A 26,353-nucleotide genomic window follows, 5' to 3' on the forward strand; every position below is an offset into this window, starting at 1 on the left:
TTGAAAGTTGAGCGTCATTAACATGCAACAGTCTTATATGATAGTAAGAACTGTGCAAAATATGGTCAAAAAACGTGCACTAGAAGTCGGTATTAAAGTTAATATGTATCTACATATGTTACGCCATGCAATGATAATTCACTTTTTACAATCTAGTCATGATTTACGTTCTACTCAAGAATTTTTAGAATATTCTAGTATTAAATCTACCAAAGTGTATGGTCAGTGTTACCCAAAGGTTAAAAAATCATGAATTTTCAAACCAGACTTGCGGCATCTTTTTTAAAAACAGGTGGTGTGATTAGTAATCCTACTGACACTATTCAGGGAATGACTTGTTTACCAAAATTTGAGTCCTCTATGGCTAGAATATTGCAACTTAAACGGCGTTCAAGTGCTAAAGGCTTGATACTACTAGCCAGTGATATGCATTATTTTATTGATTATGTTGAAGATATCGCTTTATTGGTTGATGTAGTAATTAATGTTCAGCCAACCACTTATTTACTCAAGGCGAATGAGTATACCTCTGAATTATTAACAGGTAGTTTTGATACAATTGCACTTAGATTGACCAATAATCAACTCATTACTGATTTGTGTGTAGCCACTAATAGTGCCTTAGTTTCAAGTAGTGCCAATATTACGAACAAGCGTAGCGCAATAACTATGTTGGATTTAAAAGAATTCTTTAATAATAAATTAGATTTTATTATCCCGCCAAAAACTTATAATACTCAAGCATCAAAAATTATTGATCTGCAAACTAGAGAAAAAATTAGGTGATTGAAGAAATTAAAAAATATTTATTAATGTTACAATTCAATATTTGTGAACAGCTTGAACAAGTAGACGATAATGCTGAGTTTATTAAAGATGTTTGGGAAAAACCAAATAATACAGGTAATGGATTAACCAAAGTCCTAAGTAATGGCGCTGTGTTTGAGCAAGCAGGTGTTAATTTTTCAATCATTCATGGCAATGATATGCCAGCCTCAGCTACTGTATTAAGACCAGAGTTATCAGGGCGTAGTTTTACCGCTTTAGGTGTGTCATTAGTGGTTCATCCGCAGAATCCTTACGTGCCAACTTCACATGCTAATGTTCGATTTTTTTTCGCTGAAAAGGAAGGCGAAACTCCTATTTGGTGGTTTGGTGGTGGTTTTGATTTAACGCCGTATTATGGTTTTGACGAAGATGCTATTTTTTGGCATCAATCAGCCAAACAAGCGTGTGATCCATTTGGTAAAGATGTCTATTCAAAGTACAAAAAATGGTGTGATGATTATTTTTATTTAAAGCATAGAAGTGAACAACGTGGTATTGGAGGTTTGTTTTTTGATGATCTTAATGAAGGTAGTTTTGATGAGTGCTTTTCTTTTATGAAAAGTGTGGGTGATGGTTATATTAATGCGTATCGACCTATTGTTGAACGTAGAAAGGACACACCTTATACAGACCATGAAAGACAGTTTCAGCTTTACCGTCGAGGACGTTATGTTGAATTTAATTTAATTTATGATCGTGGTACTTTATTTGGTTTGCAAACAGGTGGTCGTAGTGAATCAATTCTTATGTCATTACCACCATTGGTGCGCTGGGAGTATAGATACGAACCAGATCCAGGTAGCGAAGAAGCAAGGTTGTATACACATTTTATTCAACCTCAAGATTGGATTAACATCCCTTAAGAGCTGAATAGAGTGAAACATAATCTTGATGCCAAGCGTTTGTTGTGTCCTATGCCAGTGATTCGCTTGAGCGAGATGATTGAAAAAATTAAAAATAGTGACATAATTGAGATACTCGCCACTGATCCTGGTGTATTGTATGACATACCTGCTTGGTGTAAAGTGCACGGGCATAGAGTGATTTCAATTAATGAAAAAACTAATGAGATTATTCTACTTGTAGAGAAAATAGGGTAGAATTACGTCCTGTTTTTTTAAAAAAAAATCAACAAGAACAATGCTTGCAACGGCGCAGGCTATTTTGACAAAGACTGTCAGAAAATATAAATAGTCAAAAAGGAGAAAGTATGTCTGCTAAAAATATAATGAAAATGATTGAAGATAAAGAAGTGAAATTCATTGATTTTCGTTTTACTGATACCATTGGTAAAGAACATCACGTGAGCGTTCCAGCACACGCCGTTAATGCTGAAAAATTAGAAGAGGGTCAGATGTTTGATGGCTCATCAATTGCTGGTTGGAAGCCTGTTAATGAATCTGACATGATTATGATGCCAGATACATTAACAGCAGTAATGGATCCATTTACTGCAGAGTCTACCCTTAATATTACTTGTGATATTATTGAATCAAATGACATGAAAGGTTATGAAAAAGATCCTCGTTTTATTGCAAAAAAAGCTGAAGCTTATTTAAATGAAACTGGCATTGGTGATGCTGCATATTTTGGTAACGAGCCAGAGTTTTTTATCTTTGATAGTGTTAAATGGGATACAGGCTTTGGTTTGGGAAAGGCATTTTATGAAATTCGTTCTGAAGAAGCTGACTGGGAGTCAGGCTCTGATTTAGAGGGTGGCAATAAAGGACATCGCCCTAGAATTAAGAGTGGTTATTTTCCAGTCCCACCAGTAGATTCATTGCATGATTTACGTTCGCAAATGTGTTTAGCAATCGAAGAAATGGGGGTGACTACAGAGGTTCATCACCATGAAGTTGGTACTGCTGGCCAATGTGAAATTGGTGCATTATTTAACACGTTAGTGAAAAAAGCTGATGAGACTCAAATCTTAAAATATTGCGTACATAATGTCGCGCATGCTTATGGTAAAACAACAACGTTTATGCCTAAGCCAATTGCTGTTGATAATGGCAATGGTATGCATGTTCATCAATCAATCTCTAAAAATGGTAAAAACTTATTTGATGGCGATAAATATGGTAATTTAAGTGAAATGGCATTGTATTATATTGCTGGTATTATCAAACACGCTCAAGCACTTAATGCTTTTACTAATGCTTCTACCAATTCGTACAAGCGTTTAGTTCCAGGCTTTGAAGCACCAGAAATGTTGGCATATTCAGCTAAAAATCGCTCTGCCGCTATTCGTATTCCTTTTGTATCTAACCCAAAAGGTCGTCGTATTGAAGTACGTTTTCCAGATCCAACAGCTAATCCATATCTTGCATTTTCAGCGATGCTAATGGCAGGCCTTGATGGTATTAAGAATAAGACTGAGCCAGGAAAACCAGGTGATAAAGACTTATACGAATTAACAGAAAAAGAAAAAACCGCTATTCCTAAAGTTTGTGGCTCGTTAGATCAAGCACTTGAGGCGTTAAATAAAGATCGTGAGTTTTTAAAAAAAGGTGGTGTGTTTACTGATAATGTTATTGATTCATTCATTGAATTAAAAATGACAGAAGTGACTGCACTGCGTGCTTCTCCTCATCCTGTAGAATTTGACATGTATTATAGTGTGTAATATTTAATAAAAATAAAAAAAAGCCACATAATTATACGGATTTTTTATTGTTTTAAACGGTAAAACACCGATAATAAATTTTACACTAACTTTATTATGGAAGAATTAAGAAACGATTGGACTTTAAAAGAGGTTGAGATACTATTTTCATTACCTTTTAATGATTTATTATTTCAAGCGCACAGAATTCATAGACAGAATTTTGATCCTAATCAAATTCAAGTTAGTTCATTATTAAATATCAAAACTGGTGCGTGTCCAGAAGATTGTTCATATTGTTCACAAAGCTCTAAATATGATACAGGTCTTGAACGTGAAAAATTGATGGAAATTGATTTGGTTCTTCAGCAAGCTAAAGAGGCGCAAGATATAGGTGCCACGCGGTTTTGCATGGGTGCTGCATGGCGAAATCCTACTGATAAGAGTCTAGCTAAAGTCATATTAATGATTCAAGGTGTTAAAACCATGGGTATGGAAACATGCGTAACCTTGGGTATGTTGACTCAAGAACAGGCATTTATCTTAAAAGAAGCAGGCTTAGATTATTACAATCATAATATTGACACCTCAAAAGAACACTATTCAAATGTGGTCACTACGCGTAATTTTCAAGATCGTTTGAACACTTTAGAGTCAGTACAAAATGCTAATATTCATGTTTGTAGTGGTGGTATTTTAGGCTTGGATGAAAGTCAGACTGATCGCGCTTCTATGCTTAGGTCATTGTCTAATTTAAGAACACATCCAGACAGTGTACCATTTAATTTATTAGTACCAATTCCAGGCACGCCTTTTGAAAATATTGAACCACCAACAGAAAGTGAGTTTGTACGCACTATTGCAGTAGCACGAATCATGATGCCAAAATCAGTTGTACGTTTATCAGCGGGGCGCACTAAAATGGGTGAGGCTATGCAAGCACTTTGTTTTTTTGCAGGCGCTAATTCTATCTTTTATGGCGAACAATTACTTACCACTGATAATCCAAATATAAACAGCGACAAAGATTTATTTGCAAGGCTAGGGATTAATCAAAAGAAAGTAAATAATTTACAATCTGTTTAGCTGCATTGGGCTTGGCAAGTTTGAGTGCATTAGTAGACATTTGTTTAATTTGATTTTTGTTAATATTGAGCAAAGTTTTTTCTAACAATTCAATCGTTAAATCTTTTTGTTCAATCAGTATGCCAGCGTTGCTATCTGCTAAAATCTTGGCATTGTAAAATTGATGATTATCAATGGCATGAGGCAGTGGGATTAAAATACTAGGCGTGGCTGACAGCATCAATTCTGATACTGTCATTGCACCTGCTCTACAAAGTACAACGTCTGCCCAAGCATAAGCGTTTGCCATATCTTTAATAAATTCGGTTACTTTCACAACGTTGTTTTTATACTGAGCTTTAACTGCATCAAAATGCAGCCTTCCAGTTTGATGCCAAATATTAATATTAATATTAAGCTGTGTGGAGATATCATTAATAGGCTTTGAGCCTAAAGAGCCACCGATGATTAATAAGTTTAATTTTTTGTTATTAGTTTGTTTGTCAACAGAACTGAACGCGATAGGATTACCAGAAGTGGTGGCGCTTTTAATAAAAGTATCATCAAATGCTTGAAAAGTTTTTTTAGCTATTTTGTTGAGTATTTTGTTGGTTGTTCCTGATATAGAGTTCTGTTCATGAATCACCAGTGGTATTCTAAAAATACAAGCCACTAAGCCACCAATACCAGAGGTAAAACCACCCATGCCAAGCACAATATTAGGTTTAAATTTTAGAAAAATGCCCATTATTTGCAACGTAGCGTAACTAAGTAAAAAAAGTGCTTTTATTAGGCTAACAACGCTTTTACCACGCAAGCCAACACTATTCACTGTGTGTAGCTTAATGTTGTGTTTAGGTACGATTTCGTTTTCTATACCAACATTTGAGCCCAACCATTGAATATGAGTTGAGTGATTTTTAAGCTCATTGGCAATGGCAAGTGCAGGAAATATATGTCCTCCAGTGCCGCCAGCCATAATGAGAATTTTTTTAGACATAGTGTTTTTGTTTAGAGTATTCACAGCGATTTTCCATATCAATTCTGAGCAATATAGCCAGTGATATCAGTGTAAATATCATACTTGACCCACCATAACTGATCAATGGCAAAGTAAACCCTTTTGGTGGAATTAAGCCAAGATTCATGGCGATATTAACGCTAAATTGCATACTTAGCCAAGTACAAATACCAAAGCCAACATAAGAGCTATATTTGCGATTATTTTTAAGCGCATTTTTGGCAATTTTAAACCCTTTAAGAACAATGTAAGCAAAGGCAAACAACACAAACCACATACCAATAATGCCTATTTCTTCACCAATAATAGCAAAAATCATATCGGTATGTGGCTCGGGTAGTTTGGTGTATTTTTGAATGCCATTGCCTAGTCCAACACCAGTCCAATCACCTCTAGCGATACCGATTAATGCTTGTTTAGTTTGCCATACTTTTTCAGATTCGTTAAGCCATAAATCTTCTCGCCAAAAAGAAATTAGTCTTTCAACTCGATTGGGAATTTGAAAAAGAATAGTAATAAAAATAGTAATAACGCTTGCACCGACTATGAATAATTGTTTTAAGTAAACACCAGCAGTTAGTAGCATAGCAAAAGCAGTTGCAGAAATAATAAAAGTTGCACCTAAATCTGGCTCTAGTAATGACAAAAAACTTGATGAACCAATGATAATAAGTGTTTTAATAAAGCCCATATAAGGTTTTCTTAAATCCTTTTCTTGTCTAACCAAAAAGCCTGCCATGAATAAAATCATCACCAATTTCATCATCTCAGAAGGTTGAAACTTAAACAGAACAAAATTAATCCAGCGTGTTGAACCCTTGACAGTTTTACCGATAGGTTCTGGTAAAAACACCAACGCTAGGCATATCAGCGTAATTATAAAAAATAATTTAGAGTGATTTTTATAAAAATATAAGGGAATTTTAAGCACAGTGTAACCAAGGCTTAAACCTAAGATAATAAAAACAGTTTGTTTTATAAAGTAAGCATAACTATTAAAATGTCCAAGCGAGGCAGAAAAAGACAATATCCAGCCAAAGGTTAGTAGTGCAAAAATTGCAAAAAGTAGATTTTTATCAGGTAGTTGTCCAGTTTTTTCAAACATGAGAGATTAATAATTTTATTATTTTCTAAGCCATTCGAATTATACGCTCAAGAGTGGATTTATTCATATTAGTTAAGAACTGTGTTACTATTATGGGATAATATTTGTTTTGTAAAAACAACAAACTTATGATTTCTACTGCCAATATCACCATGCAGTTTGGTGAAAAACTTTTATTTGAAAATATCTCTATTAAATTTCAAGGTGGCAACCGATATGGTTTAATTGGTGCGAATGGTTGCGGTAAGTCAATTTTTATGAAAATTTTGACGGGTGAACTTACGCCTAGTAATGGCACCATTCATATTAGTAATGGAGAGCGTTTGGGTGTTCTTCGCCAAGACCAGTTTGCTTTTGAGAATTTTCGTGTGATTGATATGGTGATTATGGGCCATAGTGAATTATGGGAAATTAAAAAAGAAAGGGATAGAATTTACGCTTTGCCTGAAATGAGTGAGAAAGATGGTATCAAGGTTGCAGAACTTGAAATGCAATTTGCAGAAATGGATGGCTATATGGCGGAGTCTTCTGCCAGTGAGTTGTTATTAGGCTTGGATATCCCAGAAGAGCAACATTATGGGTTGATGAGTGAAATTGCACCAGGTTGGAAATTACGTATTTTGCTGGCTCAGGCACTGTTTTCAAATCCAGAAATTCTATTACTTGATGAGCCAACAAATAATTTAGATATTAACTCAATTCGTTGGCTAGAAGGCGTATTAAAAGAACGCAAGGCGACAATGGTTATCATCTCCCATGATAGACACTTTTTAAATGGCGTATGTACACACATGTCTGATTTAGACTATGGTGCGCTTAATATCTTCCCTGGTAATTACGATGATTTTATGATTGCATCAACCGCTATTCAAGAAAAAATGCAAACTGACAATGCTAAAAAAGAAGCCAAAATCAAAGAACTTAAGCATTTTGTTTCTCGTTTTTCAGCCAACGCCTCTAAATCTAAACAAGCCACTTCAAGATTAAAACAATTAGATAAAATTATACTGGACGATATTAGACCCTCTTCAAGGATAAGTCCTTATATTATTTTCAATCAAGAAACTAAGTTACACAGAAATGTATTAGAAGTCGAAGGTTTGTTTAAAAGCTTCACTCTTCAAGGAGATACTGAAAAAGATAATAAACTTGAGGTTTTAAAAGACATTAGTTTCTTGTTTGAGGTGGGTGATCGCATTGCCATTATTGGTCAAAATGGTATTGGTAAAACCACATTACTGCGTACTTTGGTTGGTGAAATCAAGCCCGATAAAGGAAAAATTAAGTGGAGTGAAAATATTAACATTGGTTATTATGCACAGGATCATAGTAAAGATTTTGAAACTGATATGAATGTACTTGATTGGATGAGTCAATTCAAAAGTGAAAAAGACAACATACAGGCAATGCGTGCAGTACTGGGTAAAATGTTATTTGGTAAAGAAGACATTGGAAAGAGTATTAAGTCACTTTCTGGTGGAGAGAAAGGCAGAATGCTATTTGGCAAACTCATGCTACAAAACCCCAATGTATTAGTGATGGATGAGCCTACCAACCATCTTGATATGGAGTCTATCGAAGCCCTTAATCTAGCACTGGATAATTACAAAGGCACTTTAATTTTTGTTAGCCATGATAGAGAATTTGTTTCTTCACTGTCTACCAAGGTGATAGAACTCAAAGAGGATAGTATGCATTATTATTCTGGTAATTATGAGGACTACTTGGGCAATAAAAAATAAAGAGTTTGTTAGTGTTTGATATAATTATTTTTAACTTTTTGATAAAATAGAGCGAATAGTTAGGGTTAAAATACGATTATCAAAGGAATTAAATAATGCAAGACAATTCAATTTTTACAATCATAGTAGGTATTAATGGTTCAGGAAAAAACTTTGATACTGTATTTATCGCTAACCAATGTTAATATTAAGCAATTTTTAGAAACAAAATTAATGCCTAAAAAAAATGATCATAACATCAAACAGTGTAATAGTTTTGAAATTGAAACTATACTTGTGGGTAAAAATTATTAATCAATAAAAACAACAAGAATGGAATATTGAGCTTATTTATTTGTATTTACTAATGTTGATTTATCAAATTCAAAGAGTGGATGAACGAGCTAAAAATGGCAGTCATGATATTAAGATTATAAATATAAAAAAGAAGATACAACAGAAGTATTGGTAATTTAATCAATGAATACTATTAAGCTGTTGATAAAATTAAAAATAGTTGACGATATTTTGGAACATAAAAATGATGAATGAGAAGACAAAAAAAGTTAAAATAATTGAGGTAAAGGATTTTCTGGAATATCGCTATAAAATAGAATGTGTATTCTAATATTAACCTTTCACCATTTAAAATTAAAAAAGTTTTGATTCGGTAACTGTATTGACATTTTCAACTTTGTTTGCCATTGTTTCAATGCTAACTTTGGTGTTAGGTCTTTTATTTTTAGTCACGTCTTTATTGATGAGTTCTTATTTAAGCGTGTCAAAATTATTTGTTTTTATACGGATTGGCGGTATTTTTTATATCAAGTTTGCCAATTATTCTTTCAGCCATTGGGTTAAGCTTGTTGTATTATTTTATTCTAAATGAAAAAGTATCATTCAAAAATATGATTAAATCTAGTTTTGTTACTACATTTTTTTAAAGGTTTTAAAATGAATACTGTTAATTTATATCAACTATTTTTCTTTTTATGAAGTGATTTATGGTGCATTATCCATGCTATTGTTATTTATACTTTGGATATATTTTTCTTGGGTTGTGGTGTTATTTGGTGCAAGTAGCAGTTTTTGCTTTCATCAGACAAAGAATCAATAAATGTTTACAGGTATTATTCAAATCGTTGGTAAGATTAAAAGTATCAAGGCAGGCGTATTTTGTTTTGAGGCACAAGGTTCGTTTTTTAACGAGGTTAAAATTGGCGACAGTATTTCTGTGAATGGAGTGTGTTTAACCGCTATTGAGATAGGTGATGATTATTTTAAAGCCGACATTTCACAAGAAACATTCAGGTATACAATTTTTAATCACTTAGGTATTAACAATTCAGTTAACCTTGAAAAAGCACTAAGGCTTAATCAAGGCATTGATGGGCATTTGGTCAGTGGCCATGTTGACGGTATTGCTAAAGTTGTTGATCGATTTATTGAAGGTGAATCAACACGTTTTAAAATTAGTACGCCTAAGAATTTGATAAAATACATCTCTAAAAAAGGTTCTATTTGTATTAACGGTGTGAGTTTAACAGTCAATAATATTAACGATTGCGTGTTTGATATCAACATTGTGCCGTACACACTAAAAGCCACAACATTAGGTGGATTGAAAATAAATAACGAAGTTAATCTTGAAGTTGACATTATCGTCAGATACCTTGAACAATTATTACATCATTAAAAATTAGTTATGAAATCTAGTATTGAAGAAATTTTAAAAGACTATAGCCAAGGCAAAATGATTATCCTAATGGATGATGAAGATCGTGAAAATGAAGGGGATTTAATAATCCCTGCTACAACTGTTACTAAAGAAGATATTAATTTCATGGCGACTCATGGTCGCGGTTTGATTTGCTTAACCTTAACACAAGAGCGCTGTAAACAGCTTAATTTATCACTTATGGTCGCGCAAAATAATGATACGAATGGTACTAACTTTACCATTTCAATTGAGGCGGTAGAAGGTGTAACCACAGGTATTTCAGCAGCAGACAGAGCTAAAACAATACTTGATGCAGTGGCAAAAGATGCTAAACCTGATGATATTGTACAACCAGGGCATATTTTCCCACTTATGTCACAACCAGGTGGGGTTTTAATTCGAGCAGGACACACAGAAGCAGGGTGTGATTTAGCACGCCTTGCAGGACTTGAACCAGCCAGTGTGATTGTTGAAATCCTCAATGAAGATGGTTCAATGGCTCGACGTGATGATTTAGAAATTTTTGCCAAAAAACACGACATTAAATTAGGTACGATTGAAGATTTAATTTCTTATCGAGTTGAAAACGAAAAAACCATCGAACGTATTAATGAACGTGAATTTAAAACTGAATTTGCCATTTTTAGATTAATTTCATTTCTTGATAGTATTCACAATGAAACTCACTTAGCCTTGATTAAAGGAAAAATTAGCAGTAATACTGATACTTGCGTGCGTGTACACATGGAAGATGCTTTTAAGGATGTGTTACAAGAAAAGTCAAACAGTTTTAGCGTTATCGCTGCATTAAAGTACATTGCTAAATTAGATAGTGGTGTTTTATTGCTACTTAGAATGCAAACCGACCAAAGTATTTTAGAAAATATTGACAACGTTAATGGCAATATTCGTGATGATATCAAAACATATGGCGTTGGTGCACAAATCTTATCTGACCTTGGCATTAAAAGAATGAAAATTTTAGGCAGTCATAGAAAGCTTTATGGCTTAAAAGGCTTTGGTTTAGAAGTAACTGAATACATAGACACCAGCAAGTAAAGGAATAATAATGAAATTTAAATTTAATAAAAACGGAAATAACAATTTTCTTGCAAAAGCAAAAGTTGCGATTATCGTGGGTTATTTTTACCAAGATATTGGTGACAAGCTATTATCAGCAGCACAAGAAACCTTAGCTAAATATGGCATTAATGCCAATAATATCAATGTGTTTTACGTCCCTGGTGCATTTGAAATTCCGTTATTGGCTAAAAAATTAGCAAGTCAAAAACTAAGTAACAAAAATTTATACGATGGTATTGTGGCTTTAGGTGCAATTATCAATGGTGAAACCCCGCATTTTGAGTTTGTTTGTAACGAATGTGCTCGTGGCGTGTCAGATGTTTCTTATCAATATGAAATCCCCACTGCTTTTGGTATACTTACTACAAATAACATGGAGCAAACCATCGGTAGAGCTGGTGGTTATAAGGGTAACAAAGGTGAAAAGGCAACCATGGCAATGATTGAAATGCTCTATTTAATGCAACAAGTAGACACTCAAACTTTTTAACCATGACCTTTAAAACCTCAAAGCAACGCTCTCGAGAGCGCGTAGTACAAGCTCTATATCAATATCTAGTATCAGGTGGAGAAATATTGCAAATTGAACAACAATTTTTAAACCAAAAACAAGGCAAAATCTCAAAAGCTTTCTTTTCAAATTTATTCATCAATATTCTAAAAAATAAATCTTTACTAGATGAGATTATCGCACCTACCATTAACCGAGAAACTGAACAACTAGGCGCTGTTGAACACGCTATTTTATATCTAGGCGCTTTTGAGCTCAAATTTAGCCCAGGAGTGCCTTATAAAATCGTGATTAATGAATCACTTGAATTGGCAAAACTGTACGGTGCAGAGGGTGCGCATAAACTTATTAACGTTTCATTGGACAAACTGGCTCAAACACTACAACCTAGAATAGACGAATAGATACTCAAAGGTTATACTTTGATATCTTAGTTAATAGGCTTTACAATAAAGAACCTAGTTTTAGATTGATAATCTCCTAACAGCACTTGTTAGATATTAATATGTATACTTTCTTATCTTTTTTGATATATCTATAAATCCTGAGTAAGCCGTATTTGAAAGAAATACTATTTTTTTGATGTTAAGTGGATAAATCATTTTTGTTAAACTTATTTAAAATACTTTTGGATGTATGAGGTACCTGTAAACCATGTTGTTTACTAATCCTAATCATGTACCAGTAGAACAACCTTGAGTTGCCAAAACTTTATGTTGATTATCGATATTTAGATGATCCTCACCTTTTTAAATTTAAAGCTTAATTTGCATAAATATATTATTATGTTATAATATAAATTGAATTAATTAAATGGAGATATGACAATGAAAAAGATTTTTACAATAGTGCTATTGACATCCACTTTAAGTGCGAATGCATTTTGGAGTAGCAACAATACCCCATGGGGTAATGGTTACAACAATTATAACGCTTATGGCTATCAAGAAGATAATGGCATATTTGGCTACAACCCATATGATTTTTGGGATCCTCGTTGGTATGCAGAAGAAATGGGTAATATGTTTGATGAATTTGATAATAACGGTTGGAACAACAACAACTATTATGGTTATGGTCGTAATGGTTATGGTCGTAATGGTTATGGTTTCGCACCTAATGGTTATGTAAATACCCCATGGGGACCTGGTGTTGCACCTGAAATGACTATGCCAGTAGTACCAATAGCAAGATAGTATAAAAGTTATGGTTAAAATCAGGCATTAGGTTTTTAATGACGATTGATTAATAATTAAGGAGTGAGAAAATAATGACAGTTTTCTTGCTAACATTGAAACTTAATGCTACTGCAAATTGGGGTATTAATTGGAATAGTAATATTCCTATAAATTTTGGAAACAACACACCCTGGAACGGCAATAGTTTTAACAATCCCGTTGAAGTAATGAATAACAAACCTTTGGAATTATGTCTACAACCAAGAAATTACAGTAATCGTTGAAACAGAAAGTGACGAGCCTTTCAGCATCAATTTCATAGTAAAACTGGCTATACCGGTTTTTTATTGTCTAATTTGCCCAAAACATTATGTTTATTAATATTAGCTTAGAATAATAAAAAATGGATATAAATTGTTTATTTTGTCAATTGAGTGAAGAAAGAATTATTGGACAATGTGATTTAACCATTACGTTTTTAGACTCTTATCCTGTTTCTCCTGGACATACGTTGATTGTCCCTAAAAGACATGTTGCTACTTATTTTGATATTACCGAACAAGAGCAAAATGCAATTGCCAAAGCCATTCAAAAATCAAAATTGATTCTTGATGAGGAGTTTTCTCCAGATGGTTTTAACATTGGTATGAATAATGGTGAAGTAGCTGGGCAAAGTATTATGCATTTACATGTGCACATGATTCCTAGATATAAAAATGATGTTAAAAATCCTAAAGGTGGTGTGCGCTGGGTGATTTCAAATAAAGCTGATTATTGGAGTAATTCAGATAAATAACACATCCTTTTTTAAAAAGGAATGTCATCATCAAACTCAGAATTATCAACAGGTGCGATAGGATCTAGGACTGGCGCTGTTGCGGTTTGTTGTTGTGGTACAGGTGTAGAAGATGCTGATTGTTGAGTTTGAGGTGCACCACCACCTATATCAACATTGTCGTGACGATCTAACATTTGTAATGTACCATTAAAACCAACAACTATTTCAGTTGTGTAGCGGTTAGTACCAGTTTGGTCTTGCCATTTACGTGTTCTTAAATTACCTTCAACGTAAACTTTAGAGCCCTTATGTAGGTATTGGCTAGCAATCTCAGCTAATTTGCCAAATAAACTAACACGGTGCCATTCAGTTTTATCAACCTTTTGCCCTGTGTTTTTGTCTGTCCAACTTTCACTGGTTGCAACAGATAAAGTGGTTACTGCTTTACCATTAGAGGTGTATTTCAATTCTACATCTTGGCCTAAATTGCCTACTAAAATTACTTTGTTGATTCCTGCCATTTTTTTTGCTCCGATTAATTTTCTGTTACCTGTTTTATGGGTATTTTTTGCTTTGTTATTAGAATAATTATCCACCAAATAATTGCAATAAATGTGGTAAGTAAGAATACATTATTTAGATTAGATATGTTGTAAATCCATCCACCAACAATCCCGCCAACGAATGCACCTAAAAACTGTGATGTAGCGTATAAACCCATTGCTAAGCCGCGTTTATCAGAACTTGCACTTGAGGCTATGAGTGAAGGTAGAATGGCTTCTAATGTATTAAAAGCAATAAAGAATAAAGTTAAAAGGATGAAAAATAAAGTATAAGTAAGCTGTATTTGATAAAACAAAATTTGACTGATAATCAGTAGTGCAATGGCGCTTAAAAATATAGGTTTAATTTTTTGATATTTGGAAATCAGAATAATCATTGGCAACATGCCAATAAAGGACAAAATAATAATAGGTAAATACATTTGCCAACTGTCTTTAATCTCAACAATATTGTTTTCTCTTAAAAAGATCGGTATAGCGATAAAAGCACAAGTTAGAATTAAATGTAGTGCAAAAACGCTAAAATCTAGCCGTAGTAAATCAATATTGATTACTTTTTTGATGTTTGCAATTGACAAGGAATATTGCTCTTTAGGTTTGGCATTGGGTAGAGTGCTAACAATGATCAACGCAATAACAGAAAGCAAAGCAATCACCCAAAATAAACCAGATATGCTCAGATTAGAACTGATGATAGGGCCTAGTAGTAAGGCTAACATAAAGGCTATGCCTATTTGAACACCCACAAAAGCATTGGCTTTAGAGTGTTGATTTTCACTAACAAAATCTGCTAAAAACGCCATCAATACCGCTGAAATAGCACCTGCACCCTGCAGAGCCCTGCCAATAACAATGCCTATGATGTCTGTTGATTTAGCAGCCACAACACTACCAATAAAAAAGATAATAAGACCAATAATGAGCATAGGTTTTCGACCATACTTGTCTGATAAATAGCCAAAGGGAATTTGTAATAATGCTTGAGTTAAGCCATAAATGCCAATAGATAAACCTATTAAGTAAGGCGTGGTACTGGTATATTCACTGGCATAAACTGAAAATATAGGAAAAATCATAAATAAACCTAGCATACGTGTGGCCATGATTAAAGAAATCTTAAACGCGAAAGCTCTTTCTTGTTTGTTCATTGAAGTAAATTAAGAATCTTAGTCCTATAAAGAGTAGTGTGGTGTGTACAAAGGATAACTATTCTTTAGTACGCGGCGCGCATCTTTTGCCAGTATGTTTGCGCTAATAGCGTCATAATTATAGGCCATTAAATGTAGTGCTGCAGGTACTGAAGGTGTGTTTGGATATTTTTCAATGATAAACTTAGTACGGTTGATGGCAGCAATATTAGCCCCTCTTTTGGTGTAATAAATAGCCACAAACAGCTCATGTCTTGATAAAATGTTTCTAAGTATAACTAAATGGATTTTGGCTTCTTCGGCATATTCAGTTTTTGGGAATTTATAAATCAATGCTAGATAGTAGTTAAAGGCATCACGCACTGAATTAACATCGCGTTGGGCGCTATCAGTAAGATAGTCATCTAAAAACGAGCGAGACTTGTCTTGTGAAACAGCGCCACGTAAATAATAAGCATATGGGGTTGAAAAATGCTCTGGATAAAGCTTAATATAGCTATTTAAGCGATCAATTGCTTGATTGTAATCTTTGCTCTTGTACAATGCATAAGCAATTTCTAATTTAGATTGTAGTGCATATTTTGAGCCAGGGTAAGCTGCTTGCAGTTGTTCAAAAATCTCAATAGCTTTGTCTGTTGAGCCTGATGAGGCCTCTTCTTTAGCTTGAGCGAAGAATTTTTTTGGCAGCCAACCTTTGGTAATAGATTCTCTTTTGGCCTCTTCTTGCCAAAAACAACCATTAAGTAATAATGTTAAAAAAGGTAGAATAATGAATAATTTTTTCATAACTCAATGTATTATTTATTGCAGATATGTGAGGGCATTATACTGATGTGGTTGTATTATAATGGTAGAAATTTATCCTTAAATTTAACTATATTGAATGAATTTGCCTGATAGAAGAATTCTAATTAGTGAGCTGTGTAATACGTTAGAAAATTATATGTCTAAAGAACAGATTGAGGGTGTTTATCAGGCTTATATTGTTGCAGCAACAGCGCACGATGGTCAATATAGACAATCGGGTGAGGCTTATGTGTTTCATCCCATATCAGTTGCTATGATTTTGGCAGAGTTAAAACTAGACTACTATTGTATTGTTGCGGCAATATTGCACGATTGTATCGAGGATACTTCGGTTACTTATGAGCAAATTAAGCGTGATTTTAGTGATGAAATTGCACATATCGTAGAGGGTGTATCTAAACTAACTGGGTTAGAATTTCACTCAAACACGGACAAGCAAGCACAAAATTTTAGAAAGTTGTTCTTAGCCATGAGTGATGACATGCGTGTTATGATAATTAAATTAGCAGATCGTTTGCACAATATGCGAACACTTGGCTTCATGCGTCGGGATAAGCAACTTAGAATTGCTAAAGAAACAGTAGAAATACATGCACCCATTGCGCGTCGTTTAGGTCTTAATAGTATTAGGGTTGAACTTGATAATTTGTGTTTTGCTATTATTTATCCATTTCGTAATAAGGTTCTGGTCAGTCAAATTAAAAAACAATGTGGCAATCGTAAGAAAATTATCAGCCACATCCAAACTGAAATAAAAAACCGATTAGATCAAGAAGGTATACCTAATGCTAAAATTAATGGTCGTAGAAAGCAACCTTGTAGTATTTATAAAAAAATGAAAATTAAACATTTAAAATTTTCTCAGGTATTAGACATGTATGCACTTAGGGTTATTGTAGCTGATGTTGCACAATGCTATCAAGTTCTAGGTATTATTCATAATTTATATAAGCCACTACCAGGTAAGTTTAAAGATTATGTGGCACTACCAAAATCAAACGGCTATCAGTCGTTGCATACAGTACTATTTGGCCCTAATAAAATTTTTATTGAGGTGCAAATTCGTTCATCTGATATGCATTTTATTTCAGAATATGGGATTGCTGCGCATTGGCACTATAAGAGTAACTCTAATCATAAATTAGAATTGGCTGATAACTGGTTAGGCTCATTGCTAGATATTCAGCAAAATTCGGGTACTTCTATTGATTTTTTGGAAAAAACTAAGGCAGACTTATTTCCTTCCGAGGTGTTTGTTTTTACCCCAGATGGGGACATTATTCAGCTACCTTATAAATCAACTATGCTTGATTTTGCCTATATGGTACATACTAGTATTGGCAATCACACCCTTAAAGCCAAGGTTGACCAAGTTAATACATCCATTTCTACCGAATTAAAATCAGGACAAACCATTGAAATTATCACTGATGATAAGGCAACTCCTAGGTCTTCTTGGTTGCAAATTGCTATTACTGTAAAGGCCAGATCCTCAATTAAAACGTATCTTAAAAACGAATCTGCTGCTGAACTAATCCAACTAGGAGAGTATTTATTAACCAATGCACTGGATTATCAAAATATAAACACAGATGGCATTGATGAGATTCAGTGGTTAGCATGTCTTAAAGCGTTAAATTGTGACTCTAAAGAAGACATGTATATGAAAATTGGACTCTCTGAGATTTTAGTATCAGTTGCACTAAACAAGTTGCAAGGTACTAATGCCAAGCATGTAATTCAAAAAATTAGCATTCATAAAGCACAAGGCAAAGCCATTAGTTTTGCCTCTTGTTGTCATCCTATTCCTGGCGATAAAGTGGCTGGCGTTTTAAGCACTTCTAAAGGCATGGTAGTGCATAGAGTAATTTGTGCTAACTTGGTTCGTATTAAGAGCAAAAATGCACAATGGCTTAACATTGATTGGCAAACGGATAAAGACGAGGAATTTAAAGCAATGATTAATATTAATGTTGCCAACAACAGAGGCACACTTGCCTCTATTGCCAGTATTATTTCAAAAATGAATATCAATATTGAGTGCTTAGAGATTCAAGAAAAAGACAATTCTATCAAATCACTCAATATGGTAATTAGTGTTACACATATCACTCAATTAAATGAGGTCTTCGTGCAGTTAAAGATGCTTAAATTTATTCGAGATGTAAGTAGAGTGTGATTTAAAAAAGCTACTAAATTTTTATCCATACCAAGCCTTAGTTTGGTTAAAATTAAGATTTTACTAAAGGTATTTTTTATGAATTGGACAGACTCCCTAGATATTGCAATAGCTTTAGATGAGATTCATCCAGGGATTAATCCTAGTATTGTTAATTTTGTTAATCTTAAACAGATGGTAATTGCACTAGATGGTTTTGATGGTGATGAAAATAAATCAGGTGAAAAAATCCTTGAAGCTATCCAAATGAACTGGATAGAGGAAAGAGAATGAAGCAACTGCTTGTTCTTATTTTATCACTTTATACTACTCTTGCTTGGACAGTATTAGAAGTTACCATTCTCAAACAAGATGAAAACGCTTTTCCCATTGTTATTTCTGATTTTTCTGTTATAGGTGATGCAAATCAAGGCAAAATCATTGCACACGTTATACGTAATAACTTTAATCGATCAGGTGAATTTAGTGCCTCTAGTGTAAATTATGTGATTAATAATAAGCCCAATTTTGATAAATGGAAAGCAAAAAAAATTGAAGCCATTGTGCTTGGTAAGCTAGAAAAAATCAGTAAAAAAGTTTTTAATGTAGAAATTGAACTACTAGATGTTTTTTCTAAGAAAATACTTTATAAAGATAAATTTGTCGTACACAATAGAGGTATCAGAAGAATTGCACACTACTTGTCTGATCAAATTTATCATGTCTTATTAGGCGAAAAAGGCTCTTTTGATACGCGCTTAGCTTACATTTCCGTTACCAATAAAGGCAAAGGCGAACGTGAATATCGTTTAGAAATATCAGATTCTGATGCGCAAAATCCACAAACCATCCTAAAATCTAAGAAACCTATTTTATCACCCGTTTGGTCACCTGATCAAAATAAAATTGCTTATGTTTCTTTTAAAAACGCTCGCTCAGAAGTGTTCATCCAATATCCATTTGTACGTCGAAAAACACAAAAACTGCCTTATTTTGATGGTATTGCCTCAGCACCATCTTGGCATCCAAATGGAAAAAATCTTTTGCTTACTCTATCCAAAAACGGCAACAAAGATATTTATTCTTATCAATTATCCTCTAAAAAACTAACAAGGCTAACCACAGATGTGGGCATAGATACTGAGGCAAGCTATTCATCAGAAGGAGATAAAATCGTATTCACCTCCAACCGTTCTGGGCAGGTGCAAGTTTATATTAAAGATTTAAAAACTAATAAAATTAACAGAGCAACCTTTAAAGGCAGATATAATGCCAAAGCCGTTTTTTCACCTGATGATAAAAGCTTGGCTATGGTGCATAGGGTAGGTAAAGATTACCGTATTGCTTTATTAGATATTGCCACTAAGAATTTGACCATTATGACAAATAATCAATTAGACGAATCGCCGTTTTTTTCACCAAATGGTAGTATGATTATATTCGCTACCAATAAAGGTAGTTCTAGTGTACTTTCTGTGGTTTCAATATTGGGTCGTCAAACTTTTGAACTGGCTAGCAAAGCAGGTGAAGTTAGAGAGCCAAATTGGTCACATTATTTAAAATAGGAGGCGTTAAATGTCAAAAATAATATTTCTAACAACAACAATAGTGCTGTTGTCATCATGTTCATCAGTGGATGATTTGTATAAAAAAGTATTGTTCAAGCCAAGTGTTGTTGTCATTGAAGACAGGACGGAAAATACACAAGAAAATGTTATTGAGGTGGATCAATCTAGTTTTGAATCGCAAGGGTTTTCTAGAAGTAGTGTAGATATATCAAGTATTGTCGAGCCAGTTGTTGTAGCAGATTTTAGAAAAACAAACGTTAGTTTTGTTTTGTATTTTTCCTATGATGACACTGAGATTGATGAAGACTCAACCAAGCAAATCGTCAAACACGCAAACTTTATGCGTAACAATCCAGAACTAAATTTACGTCTAGAAGGGCACACAGATGAGCGTGGTACACGTGAATATAACTTAGCACTGGGTGAAAATCGGGCTTTAAGTGTTAAAGAAATATTAGGCTTGTATGATCTTTCTTCAAGAGTTAAAGTTATTAGTTTTGGTGAGGAAAAGCCCATACTGCAAAGACATGATGAGGATGTATGGCAGAAAAACAGACGTGTTGAGTTTATTTATCAATAAAGATTAATGTACTATTTTGGTTTGATTACTTTTTTAAGTATTTTTGCTTGGCAGCCTGTCAGTGCAGGCATTAATACCGATAAGATGGTAATGAATCACAATCAAAAAATAAAGCGCTTGATGCGTAAAAATAAATCTTTATTGGGAAAGATTGAGCTTTTAGAACAACAGCAAAAAATAAGCACTGGAAAAATCAAAGAGTTATTTAACTTAATCACTTATCAAAAATTCAGTACCACCATTGGAAAAACCACGCTTAGAGTCAGAGAGTATGATCAAAAAGCCAAGCGCATTTATACGCAAGCACGCAGTTTATTAGTGACGGATCAATACGATCAAGCTATTAAATTGTTTAAACAATATTTAGCTACTTATCCAAATAATAATTACACTTCAGATGTGCAGTATTGGTTAGCTAAGTCTTATTTAGCTAAAGATAATTTTTACAATGCTAGAAATGCTTTTGTTGCATTTCAAAAACAAAATCCATTACACTATAAGTTTTCAAACTCTTTGTTTGAGTTGGCTAGAGTATATATAGAACTTAACCAACAAGATAAAGCACGTAGTTTGTTAAACACAATGCTGGTTAAATTTCCATCGCATAAAATAATTAATAGAGCCAAACAACTGCTTAGTAAAATCATCATTTCTAAGCCAAAAATAAATAAATAAAAATGAAGGTTATGCCCATTCCTGATGTTACTTTAGAGGCGTTATCTTACGCTAACCCTGTACGTTATCCATTTTTGTTAGAAAGTGTTAAACATAATGCTAATAACCGTTTTTCGATACTATTTGCACACCCTGGTAAACAAATTGTACTAAACCACTTAGAAGAATTTAATTTTTTAGACGAGCTCACTGTTAGTATTGATACGCCATTTATTCACAGCGACTTACCCTTTACTGGTGGTTGGTTTGTATATCTTTCTTATGAATTAATTGGGCAAATAGAGCCTACTTTAAAGCAAATAATGCACACAAGTGGCCAGCCTATTACTATTGCCGTGCAAATTTCCACAGCCATTATTATTGACCATACCAGTCATAAAACTTATTTATTAGACCAATTTGACAACCAACATAGAATAGAGCAAGTGTTAGCAGATATTGGACAATTAAAAGCCATACCTGAACGTAAATTAGTGGGCACTTTGTTTTCTGAAAAGGGGAGTAAATTTTTATCAGGCGTAGCAAAAAGTCGTGAGTATATTAAAGCAGGGGATGTTTTTCAAGTCAACCTCTCAAGACAGTGGCAATATCATTTAACTAATGACATTGCCCCAACCCAAATTTACAAAGCATTAAAAAAAACTAATCCCGCTCCATTCTCCGTACTGGCACAATTCCAAACGTTTAGTATTATTTCCTCCTCTCCAGAGCGTCTATTTAGTGTGGATGGTAACGTTATACAAACCCGACCCATTGCAGGTACCCACCCTCGTGGCATAGGTAGTGAGGACAAACGCCTAAAACAACAACTCATCAATCACCCTAAAGAACGAGCAGAGCATATTATGCTGCTTGATTTAGAACGTAATGATTTGGGCAGAGTGTGCGAATACGGCAGTATCAAAGTTGATGAAATTATGGTGTTGGAAAGCTATCCTTTTGTGCATCATATTGTTTCAAACATCAAAGGAAAAATCAAGCCAAATACCACTATTAAACACTTAATCAGCGCACTATTTCCAGGTGGTACCATCACCGGTTGTCCTAAAATTCGTTGTATGCAAATTATTCAAGAACTTGAACAAATGCCACGCCAAGCATATACAGGTTCTCTGGGTTATATTAGCAGTAACGGAAAAATGGATTTTAACATTCTTATTCGTACCATTAGCAAACAAGACAATCTATTAACTTTAAGGGCGGGGGCGGGTATTGTATTTGATTCTATTGCTAAACAAGAACTGCAAGAAACTAAGCATAAAGCCAGGGGTATGCTTCAGATTTTTACATAACGCTTAAATTCAACTTTTTTATTAATTCTGAATTTTTGTTTTTTACATCATATTCAAGCATACTTGCTCAATAATGAAACCTTTGATCTTTATTGAATATAACTCTTTTACTTAGCTTTTTGTTAAGTTTTATTTTGTGTAAAAGTATCAATTAATGACTTATTTCATATTCAATTTTTTCTAAGATATCAAGGAAAAGGTCTTTAAACATTGAATATAAAAATACTGTTTTAAAAAATATATTAGGCATGTGAGTGTTTTTAAGTAATTAATGTTTTCCTTGATATCTTTTAGAAATTTATTAGTTTACAGTCGAAATATAGATAGCACCATCAATACCAACTATCAACATTTGCACCCCAATTACAGCCAAAATCAAACCCATTAAACGAGTAACAATACCAAGCCCATCTCTGCCTATTATTAATAATATTTTCGAACTAAAAATAAAACAAAAAAAAGTGATGAGACATAGGAATGCAAATACAGATATTGTTACAGAAGTTTCTCCCCATCCTTCTGCTGCTGAATAATTCATTGCTGTTGCAATAGTTCCTGGCCCAGCAAGAAGTGGTACAGCTAGAGGTGATACGGCTACATTTGAATGATTACTTTCTTGAGTTGTATGTAATTTTGAAACATTTCCTTGAAGCATATGATATCCAACAAGAAATACTAAAATACCTCCAGCTATTCGTAATGCAGGAAGAGTTATTCCAAAAAGGTGGAAAATTGATTTACCTAAAACAGAAAATAGTAAAATTATAACAAAGGTGATAATGAGAGATTTAATGGCAACTTTAGTTTGTTCATGTTTTTCCATGTTTCTTGTTAATCCAGCGAAGACTGCTGTGCTTGCAATAGGATTCATAATGGCAAAAAATGCCATGAAAATTGTCACTGCATGCTCAAATAATAGATTCATTTTTCTAATACCTTTAGTGAACTAATGCCAAAACTCAGCTGACGACTTGGAACCAGCGGAAAGACGGCCATCAGATAGAGTGCCTTAGTGGTTTGCATAGGGTTTGTTGAGGTTTGCATGGTTTATTTTTACTCTTCTTAAAAATGATAAATATTTTTTGTTGTATGTTTTTTCTTTTAGAATGATGCGTGTTTTTAAACAAATTATCTAGAGTCTGCTTTATTTTAAATTCTCAAAATCGGGTTAATCGTCTGTTATACACAACCGCTCTGCGGTCACATCTAATTACAGTAACAAAAAATAACCAACTCAATTCACGATCTCAATTTAGCAAATATAATAACAGAATAATTAAAATTTTTAGTTGATATTCTTTGTATTTTAATAGTGTTAAGGTTGAAATTTTGATGTTATGGGGTAGCGACGTTCTTTACCAAAGGCATTTTGGCTAATCTTAGGTCCGGGTGCACTTTGTCTGCGTTTGTATTCGTTGTTAAGTACCATTTGGATGATACGTTTAACAGTTTGTTCATTAAAACCCTGTTTGATGATGCGTTCAACGGAATATCTTTGTTCGATAAACAGTTCCAGAATTGCATCTAGTTCGTCATAGGGGGGTAGTGAGTCTTGGTCAATTTGATTAGGAGTAAGTTCGGCAGAAGGTGCTCTGTCGATAACACGCTTTGGAATGATGGTTGATAGGGTGTTTCTGTATTTGGCAAGTTGATAAACTAAGGTTTTACTAACGTCTTTAAGAGGAGCAAAGCCTCCAGACATATCACCATATAAAGTAGCATAGCCTACTGCCATTTCAGATTTGTTGCTCGTGGTGAGTACGATTTTTCCTAATTTATTAGAGATTGCCATTAGTAGTGTGCCACGTATACGAGCCTGTAGGTTTTCCTCAGTGGTGTCAGCTTTCATGCCGTTAAATAATATGTTAAGTTGTGTGTTAAAGCTATCCACTATAGTGTGAATGCTGATTTCATGATAATCAATATTCATTGCTGTGGCTTGAATTTTAGCATCTTCAAGACTCATGCTTGAGGTGTATTCATAGAACATCATAATGGCTTTAATGTTCCTAGTACCAATGGCATCAGCAGCAATAGCAAGGGTTAGTGCAGAATCGATACCGCCAGATAAGCCCATTACCACGCCATTAAAAACTCCGTTTTTTTCAATGTAGTCTTTAGTGGCAAGTACCAAGGCATTATAAATGGTTTTTTCAATAGGATCAGTGTCAGGTAGTGTGGTAGGAGAGGTAAAGCTAACACTTTGAATTTTTTCTTTAAATAAAGGCAATTGCAAAGTGATATCGGCATTTGAGTTCATGACAAAAGATGCGCCATCAAATACCAATTCATCTTGTGCGCCAACCATATTAACGTAAATAAAATTAGTTTTGGTTGTCAATACGCGTTGTTTAATTTGTTCAATTCGTTGTGAGTGTTTACCAACTTGGAATGGAGAAGCGTTAATACTAATGATGATTTGTGCACCCTGATTAGCCGTGGTAGAAATAATCTTTGGTGTCCAAGCATCTTCACAGATGACTAGCCCAATTCTTTTACCTTGGCATTCAAAAATAAAAGCCTTATGACCCGGTTCAAAATAACGTTTTTCATCAAACACGCCATAGTTTGGAAGGTTTTGCTTGTGATAAACCCACAGTTTCGAGTTTTGAACAAGATAAGCACCGTTGTATAAAACGTCGTTTTTCTTTGAGGGCGCGCCAAATATAATAGAAATATCTTCAGAGATAGTTTGGCTGATCAAGGTTACTTTATCTTGAACTTGTTGGATAAACTCTTCACGCAATAATAAATCTTCAGGAGGGTAACCAATCAGTGATAATTCTGGGAAAACCAACAAATCACAGCCTCGAATATGTGCCTCTTTAGTTAACTTGATAATTTTTTGAGTATTCCCATCTAAATCGCCAACAATGGGGTTAATTTGTGCAATGTCTATTTTGATAGATTTTGAGTTATTTGCAAGTTTTTCTAGTTGCTCTTTCCAAAATATGGTCTTTGATTTACTGCCAGTAATTTTTGCATGTTCCAGTTTAGTGTGGGCGACGACTTCTGCAGGATTGATGTTTAAAATATTAGCAAACAGCCAAGCATGTGTTTCAGAAAGAGCGGCTTTTCCTGATTTATATTTGCTTAAATTGGATTGATTAATTGAATACTTTTGAGAGATTTTATAGTCTGAAAAGCCAGTTTTATTGCGCACTTTAGATAGATAATCCTTAGTTTTATTTGTCATTATTAACACCTTTATTTGAATGTAATTTTTACTTATTATAGTTAATTTTTACTACTTATATTTGAACATTAAATTAGTTAAAAAATACTAATCATGGTAAAAACACCATAAATACTATATAAGCTATTAATTTATGATGAGATTATAAATAATCAACTAAACAATAAATGAGCCAAATTCATAAACATTTATTGACGGAATCAAGCTTAGCAAGTTTAAATTTAGCCGTCTAATTTAACATCTTACAAGTTTAACAACCAAAAAATCAGAAGTTTTTGGGTAAACTGTTCTTATTGTCTTTAAATTAATTTATCTAGTGATGGGCTTATTCAGTAAACATAAAAAAAAACGAAAGTTTGATAAAAATCAGGACTGGAGTAAAGGTTTTAAACGCAATAATACGTTTAAAAATATTGTAAAACAACAAGGTTTAAATTTTAAAGAAAACATTGATATAGATAGTGATTTATACGTATCTTGTACTAAGAAAGGACTAAGTTGTAATTATGCAGAAATAAGCTCAGACCAAATAAAAATTTTAAAACAATGTAGCATTGAAAGTAGTGCTGATGAGTTGATGAAAATTTTAAAAAGAACACATAAGACGAGATTTAAAAATGATATTTTAAATCCACTACTTGAATATGGCTTTTTTGAACGAACTATTCCAGAAAAACCTAAAAGCCCAAAACAAAAATACAGACTTACTAAACAGTTTGTTAATGTTATTAAGATAACAAATTAGCAAATT

28 protein-coding genes are annotated in these 26,353 nt (G+C 33.7%); 21 read left to right on the forward strand and 7 right to left on the reverse strand.

The genetic code is table 11. The annotated features are described in order from the left end of the window. Window positions 1-37: 37 nt before the first annotated feature. From RMAG_RS02475 to bioB, 6 genes are all read left to right on the forward strand, one after another. The gene (locus RMAG_RS02475) at window positions 38-253 is read left to right on the forward strand and encodes a tyrosine-type recombinase/integrase (RefSeq protein WP_024792291.1); all 216 of its coding nucleotides are present in this window, start codon (window positions 38-40) and stop codon (window positions 251-253) included. After that, the gene (locus tag RMAG_RS02480; RefSeq protein ID WP_011737875.1) at window positions 250-786 is read left to right on the forward strand and encodes an L-threonylcarbamoyladenylate synthase; all 537 of its coding nucleotides are present in this window, start codon (window positions 250-252) and stop codon (window positions 784-786) included. Before RMAG_RS02475 ends, RMAG_RS02480 begins: the two co-directional genes overlap by 4 nt. Continuing rightward, the gene (gene hemF, locus RMAG_RS02485) at window positions 783-1,691 is read left to right on the forward strand and encodes an oxygen-dependent coproporphyrinogen oxidase (RefSeq protein WP_011737876.1); all 909 of its coding nucleotides are present in this window, start codon (window positions 783-785) and stop codon (window positions 1,689-1,691) included. The genes RMAG_RS02480 and hemF overlap by 4 nt, the downstream gene beginning before the upstream one ends. A gap of 12 nt (window positions 1,692-1,703) precedes the next feature. Further along, entirely contained in the window at window positions 1,704-1,928 is a 225-nt protein-coding gene (locus RMAG_RS02490; protein WP_011737877.1) for a sulfurtransferase TusA family protein, read from the forward strand. Between the two features lie 110 nt (window positions 1,929-2,038). Beyond that, window positions 2,039-3,454 carry a type I glutamate--ammonia ligase gene (glnA, locus tag RMAG_RS02495; protein ID WP_011737878.1) on the forward strand — a complete coding sequence of 472 codons (1,416 nt, stop codon included), beginning with the start codon at window positions 2,039-2,041 and terminating at the stop codon, window positions 3,452-3,454. Window positions 3,455-3,550: 96 nt separating this feature from the next. Continuing rightward, the gene (gene bioB, locus RMAG_RS02500; RefSeq protein ID WP_011737879.1) at window positions 3,551-4,519 is read left to right on the forward strand and encodes a biotin synthase BioB; all 969 of its coding nucleotides are present in this window, start codon (window positions 3,551-3,553) and stop codon (window positions 4,517-4,519) included. On the opposite strand, the gene murG is transcribed toward bioB, so the two are convergent. Both murG and RMAG_RS02510 read right to left on the reverse strand, forming a co-directional pair. After that, window positions 4,482-5,498 carry an undecaprenyldiphospho-muramoylpentapeptide beta-N-acetylglucosaminyltransferase gene (murG, locus tag RMAG_RS02505; RefSeq protein ID WP_011737880.1) on the reverse strand — a complete coding sequence of 339 codons (1,017 nt, stop codon included), beginning with the start codon at window positions 5,496-5,498 and terminating at the stop codon, window positions 4,482-4,484. The two genes, bioB and murG, sit on opposite strands and share 38 nt — an antisense overlap. Beyond that, entirely contained in the window at window positions 5,491-6,624 is a 1,134-nt protein-coding gene (locus tag RMAG_RS02510) for an FtsW/RodA/SpoVE family cell cycle protein (protein WP_011737881.1), read from the reverse strand. Before RMAG_RS02510 ends, murG begins: the two co-directional genes overlap by 8 nt. Window positions 6,625-6,752: 128 nt before the next feature. Between RMAG_RS02510 and RMAG_RS02515 the strand changes: the two genes are divergently transcribed. The 8 genes from RMAG_RS02515 to RMAG_RS02550 all read left to right on the forward strand — a co-directional run bounded on the left by RMAG_RS02515 (window position 6,753) and on the right by RMAG_RS02550 (window position 13,633). Beyond that, window positions 6,753-8,366 carry an ABC-F family ATPase gene (locus RMAG_RS02515; RefSeq protein WP_011737882.1) on the forward strand — a complete coding sequence of 538 codons (1,614 nt, stop codon included), beginning with the start codon at window positions 6,753-6,755 and terminating at the stop codon, window positions 8,364-8,366. Window positions 8,367-9,318: 952 nt separating this feature from the next. Continuing rightward, window positions 9,319-9,462: a YhjD/YihY/BrkB family envelope integrity protein gene (locus RMAG_RS06245; protein WP_422851293.1), complete on the forward strand. Its 144-nt coding sequence runs from the start codon at window positions 9,319-9,321 to the stop codon at window positions 9,460-9,462. Continuing rightward, window positions 9,463-10,041, forward strand: coding sequence for a riboflavin synthase (locus RMAG_RS02520; RefSeq protein ID WP_011737883.1), 579 nt, complete (start codon window positions 9,463-9,465; stop codon window positions 10,039-10,041). A gap of 9 nt (window positions 10,042-10,050) precedes the next feature. Beyond that, on the forward strand, window positions 10,051-11,124 hold the full coding sequence (gene ribB, locus RMAG_RS02525) for a 3,4-dihydroxy-2-butanone-4-phosphate synthase (protein ID WP_011737884.1): 1,074 nt from the start codon (window positions 10,051-10,053) through the stop codon (window positions 11,122-11,124). Between the two features lie 10 nt (window positions 11,125-11,134). Further along, on the forward strand, window positions 11,135-11,638 hold the full coding sequence (ribH, locus tag RMAG_RS02530) for a 6,7-dimethyl-8-ribityllumazine synthase (protein WP_011737885.1): 504 nt from the start codon (window positions 11,135-11,137) through the stop codon (window positions 11,636-11,638). Between the two features lie 2 nt (window positions 11,639-11,640). Beyond that, on the forward strand, window positions 11,641-12,063 hold the full coding sequence (nusB, locus tag RMAG_RS02535) for a transcription antitermination factor NusB (RefSeq protein ID WP_011737886.1): 423 nt from the start codon (window positions 11,641-11,643) through the stop codon (window positions 12,061-12,063). A 423-nt stretch (window positions 12,064-12,486) separates the two neighbouring features. Continuing rightward, on the forward strand, window positions 12,487-12,855 hold the full coding sequence (locus RMAG_RS02540; protein WP_011737887.1) for a hypothetical protein: 369 nt from the start codon (window positions 12,487-12,489) through the stop codon (window positions 12,853-12,855). A 385-nt stretch (window positions 12,856-13,240) separates the two neighbouring features. After that, window positions 13,241-13,633: an HIT family protein gene (locus tag RMAG_RS02550; protein ID WP_011737888.1), complete on the forward strand. Its 393-nt coding sequence runs from the start codon at window positions 13,241-13,243 to the stop codon at window positions 13,631-13,633. 11 nt (window positions 13,634-13,644) lie between these two features. Here RMAG_RS02550 and ssb read toward each other — a convergent pair whose 3' ends face one another. Genes ssb through RMAG_RS02565 form a run of 3 tightly spaced genes read right to left on the reverse strand, consistent with a single transcriptional unit; the run spans window position 13,645 to window position 16,112 of the window. Continuing rightward, window positions 13,645-14,136 (reverse strand): single-stranded DNA-binding protein, encoded by a 492-nt coding sequence (ssb, locus tag RMAG_RS02555; protein WP_011737889.1) that lies wholly within the window; start codon window positions 14,134-14,136, stop codon window positions 13,645-13,647. A gap of 14 nt (window positions 14,137-14,150) precedes the next feature. Then, window positions 14,151-15,326 (reverse strand): MFS transporter, encoded by a 1,176-nt coding sequence (locus tag RMAG_RS02560; RefSeq protein WP_011737890.1) that lies wholly within the window; start codon window positions 15,324-15,326, stop codon window positions 14,151-14,153. 24 nt (window positions 15,327-15,350) lie between these two features. Then, entirely contained in the window at window positions 15,351-16,112 is a 762-nt protein-coding gene (locus RMAG_RS02565) for an outer membrane protein assembly factor BamD (protein WP_011737891.1), read from the reverse strand. Window positions 16,113-16,269: 157 nt separating this feature from the next. Here RMAG_RS02565 and RMAG_RS02570 point away from each other — a divergent pair, with 157 nt between their 5' ends. The 6 genes from RMAG_RS02570 to RMAG_RS02595 all read left to right on the forward strand — a co-directional run bounded on the left by RMAG_RS02570 (window position 16,270) and on the right by RMAG_RS02595 (window position 22,406). Continuing rightward, a complete protein-coding gene (locus tag RMAG_RS02570; protein ID WP_235093706.1) occupies window positions 16,270-18,312 on the forward strand; it encodes a RelA/SpoT family protein in 2,043 nt (680 codons plus the stop codon). A gap of 78 nt (window positions 18,313-18,390) precedes the next feature. Then, the gene (gene iscX / locus RMAG_RS02575) at window positions 18,391-18,585 is read left to right on the forward strand and encodes a Fe-S cluster assembly protein IscX (RefSeq protein ID WP_011737893.1); all 195 of its coding nucleotides are present in this window, start codon (window positions 18,391-18,393) and stop codon (window positions 18,583-18,585) included. Further along, window positions 18,582-19,856: a Tol-Pal system beta propeller repeat protein TolB gene (tolB, locus tag RMAG_RS02580; protein WP_011737894.1), complete on the forward strand. Its 1,275-nt coding sequence runs from the start codon at window positions 18,582-18,584 to the stop codon at window positions 19,854-19,856. The genes iscX and tolB overlap by 4 nt, the downstream gene beginning before the upstream one ends. 10 nt (window positions 19,857-19,866) lie before the next feature. Then, entirely contained in the window at window positions 19,867-20,439 is a 573-nt protein-coding gene (locus tag RMAG_RS02585; RefSeq protein ID WP_011737895.1) for an OmpA family protein, read from the forward strand. 6 nt (window positions 20,440-20,445) lie between these two features. Next, window positions 20,446-21,114 (forward strand): tetratricopeptide repeat protein, encoded by a 669-nt coding sequence (locus RMAG_RS02590; protein WP_011737896.1) that lies wholly within the window; start codon window positions 20,446-20,448, stop codon window positions 21,112-21,114. 2 nt (window positions 21,115-21,116) lie between these two features. Beyond that, window positions 21,117-22,406, forward strand: coding sequence for an aminodeoxychorismate synthase component I (locus RMAG_RS02595; RefSeq protein WP_011737897.1), 1,290 nt, complete (start codon window positions 21,117-21,119; stop codon window positions 22,404-22,406). A 301-nt stretch (window positions 22,407-22,707) separates the two neighbouring features. On the opposite strand, the gene RMAG_RS02600 is transcribed toward RMAG_RS02595, so the two are convergent. Both RMAG_RS02600 and RMAG_RS02605 read right to left on the reverse strand, forming a co-directional pair. After that, window positions 22,708-23,331, reverse strand: coding sequence for a MarC family protein (locus RMAG_RS02600; RefSeq protein ID WP_011737898.1), 624 nt, complete (start codon window positions 23,329-23,331; stop codon window positions 22,708-22,710). A gap of 390 nt (window positions 23,332-23,721) precedes the next feature. Continuing rightward, on the reverse strand, window positions 23,722-25,602 hold the full coding sequence (locus tag RMAG_RS02605; RefSeq protein ID WP_011737899.1) for an NAD+ synthase: 1,881 nt from the start codon (window positions 25,600-25,602) through the stop codon (window positions 23,722-23,724). Between the two features lie 319 nt (window positions 25,603-25,921). Between RMAG_RS02605 and RMAG_RS02610 the strand changes: the two genes are divergently transcribed. Beyond that, window positions 25,922-26,347, forward strand: a complete 426-nt coding sequence (locus RMAG_RS02610; protein ID WP_011737900.1) for a Fic family protein — start codon at window positions 25,922-25,924, stop codon at window positions 26,345-26,347. Window positions 26,348-26,353: the final 6 nt, after the last annotated feature.

Source organism: Candidatus Ruthia magnifica str. Cm (Calyptogena magnifica) (assembly GCF_000015105.1).
Taxonomy (GTDB): Bacteria; Pseudomonadota; Gammaproteobacteria; order PS1; family Pseudothioglobaceae; genus Ruthia; species Ruthia magnifica.

Bases quoted from the DNA above. Each gene is read 5' to 3' on its own strand.
- RMAG_RS02550 (WP_011737888.1), top strand. From the start codon at position 13,241: ATGGATATAAATTGTTTATTTTGTCAATTGAGTGAAGAAAGAATTATT.
- tolB (WP_011737894.1), top strand. From the start codon at position 18,582: ATGAAGCAACTGCTTGTTCTTATTTTATCACTTTATACTACTCTTGCT.
- RMAG_RS02610 (WP_011737900.1), top strand. From the start codon at position 25,922: ATGGGCTTATTCAGTAAACATAAAAAAAAACGAAAGTTTGATAAAAAT.
- RMAG_RS02565 (WP_011737891.1), bottom strand. From the start codon at position 16,112: ATGAAAAAATTATTCATTATTCTACCTTTTTTAACATTATTACTTAAT.
- ribB (WP_011737884.1), top strand. From the start codon at position 10,051: ATGAAATCTAGTATTGAAGAAATTTTAAAAGACTATAGCCAAGGCAAA.
- nusB (WP_011737886.1), top strand. From the start codon at position 11,641: ATGACCTTTAAAACCTCAAAGCAACGCTCTCGAGAGCGCGTAGTACAA.
- RMAG_RS02585 (WP_011737895.1), top strand. From the start codon at position 19,867: ATGTCAAAAATAATATTTCTAACAACAACAATAGTGCTGTTGTCATCA.
- ssb (WP_011737889.1), bottom strand. From the start codon at position 14,136: ATGGCAGGAATCAACAAAGTAATTTTAGTAGGCAATTTAGGCCAAGAT.
- glnA (WP_011737878.1), top strand. From the start codon at position 2,039: ATGTCTGCTAAAAATATAATGAAAATGATTGAAGATAAAGAAGTGAAA.
- RMAG_RS02475 (WP_024792291.1), top strand. From the start codon at position 38: ATGATAGTAAGAACTGTGCAAAATATGGTCAAAAAACGTGCACTAGAA.
- RMAG_RS02540 (WP_011737887.1), top strand. From the start codon at position 12,487: ATGAAAAAGATTTTTACAATAGTGCTATTGACATCCACTTTAAGTGCG.
- iscX (WP_011737893.1), top strand. From the start codon at position 18,391: ATGAATTGGACAGACTCCCTAGATATTGCAATAGCTTTAGATGAGATT.
- RMAG_RS02520 (WP_011737883.1), top strand. From the start codon at position 9,463: ATGTTTACAGGTATTATTCAAATCGTTGGTAAGATTAAAAGTATCAAG.
- RMAG_RS02480 (WP_011737875.1), top strand. From the start codon at position 250: ATGAATTTTCAAACCAGACTTGCGGCATCTTTTTTAAAAACAGGTGGT.
- RMAG_RS02600 (WP_011737898.1), bottom strand. From the start codon at position 23,331: ATGAATCTATTATTTGAGCATGCAGTGACAATTTTCATGGCATTTTTT.
- RMAG_RS02570 (WP_235093706.1), top strand. From the start codon at position 16,270: ATGTCTAAAGAACAGATTGAGGGTGTTTATCAGGCTTATATTGTTGCA.
- RMAG_RS02560 (WP_011737890.1), bottom strand. From the start codon at position 15,326: ATGAACAAACAAGAAAGAGCTTTCGCGTTTAAGATTTCTTTAATCATG.
- murG (WP_011737880.1), bottom strand. From the start codon at position 5,498: ATGTCTAAAAAAATTCTCATTATGGCTGGCGGCACTGGAGGACATATA.
- bioB (WP_011737879.1), top strand. From the start codon at position 3,551: ATGGAAGAATTAAGAAACGATTGGACTTTAAAAGAGGTTGAGATACTA.
- RMAG_RS02510 (WP_011737881.1), bottom strand. From the start codon at position 6,624: ATGTTTGAAAAAACTGGACAACTACCTGATAAAAATCTACTTTTTGCA.
- ribH (WP_011737885.1), top strand. From the start codon at position 11,135: ATGAAATTTAAATTTAATAAAAACGGAAATAACAATTTTCTTGCAAAA.
- RMAG_RS02590 (WP_011737896.1), top strand. From the start codon at position 20,446: ATGTACTATTTTGGTTTGATTACTTTTTTAAGTATTTTTGCTTGGCAG.
- RMAG_RS02595 (WP_011737897.1), top strand. From the start codon at position 21,117: ATGAAGGTTATGCCCATTCCTGATGTTACTTTAGAGGCGTTATCTTAC.
- RMAG_RS02515 (WP_011737882.1), top strand. From the start codon at position 6,753: ATGATTTCTACTGCCAATATCACCATGCAGTTTGGTGAAAAACTTTTA.
- RMAG_RS02605 (WP_011737899.1), bottom strand. From the start codon at position 25,602: ATGACAAATAAAACTAAGGATTATCTATCTAAAGTGCGCAATAAAACT.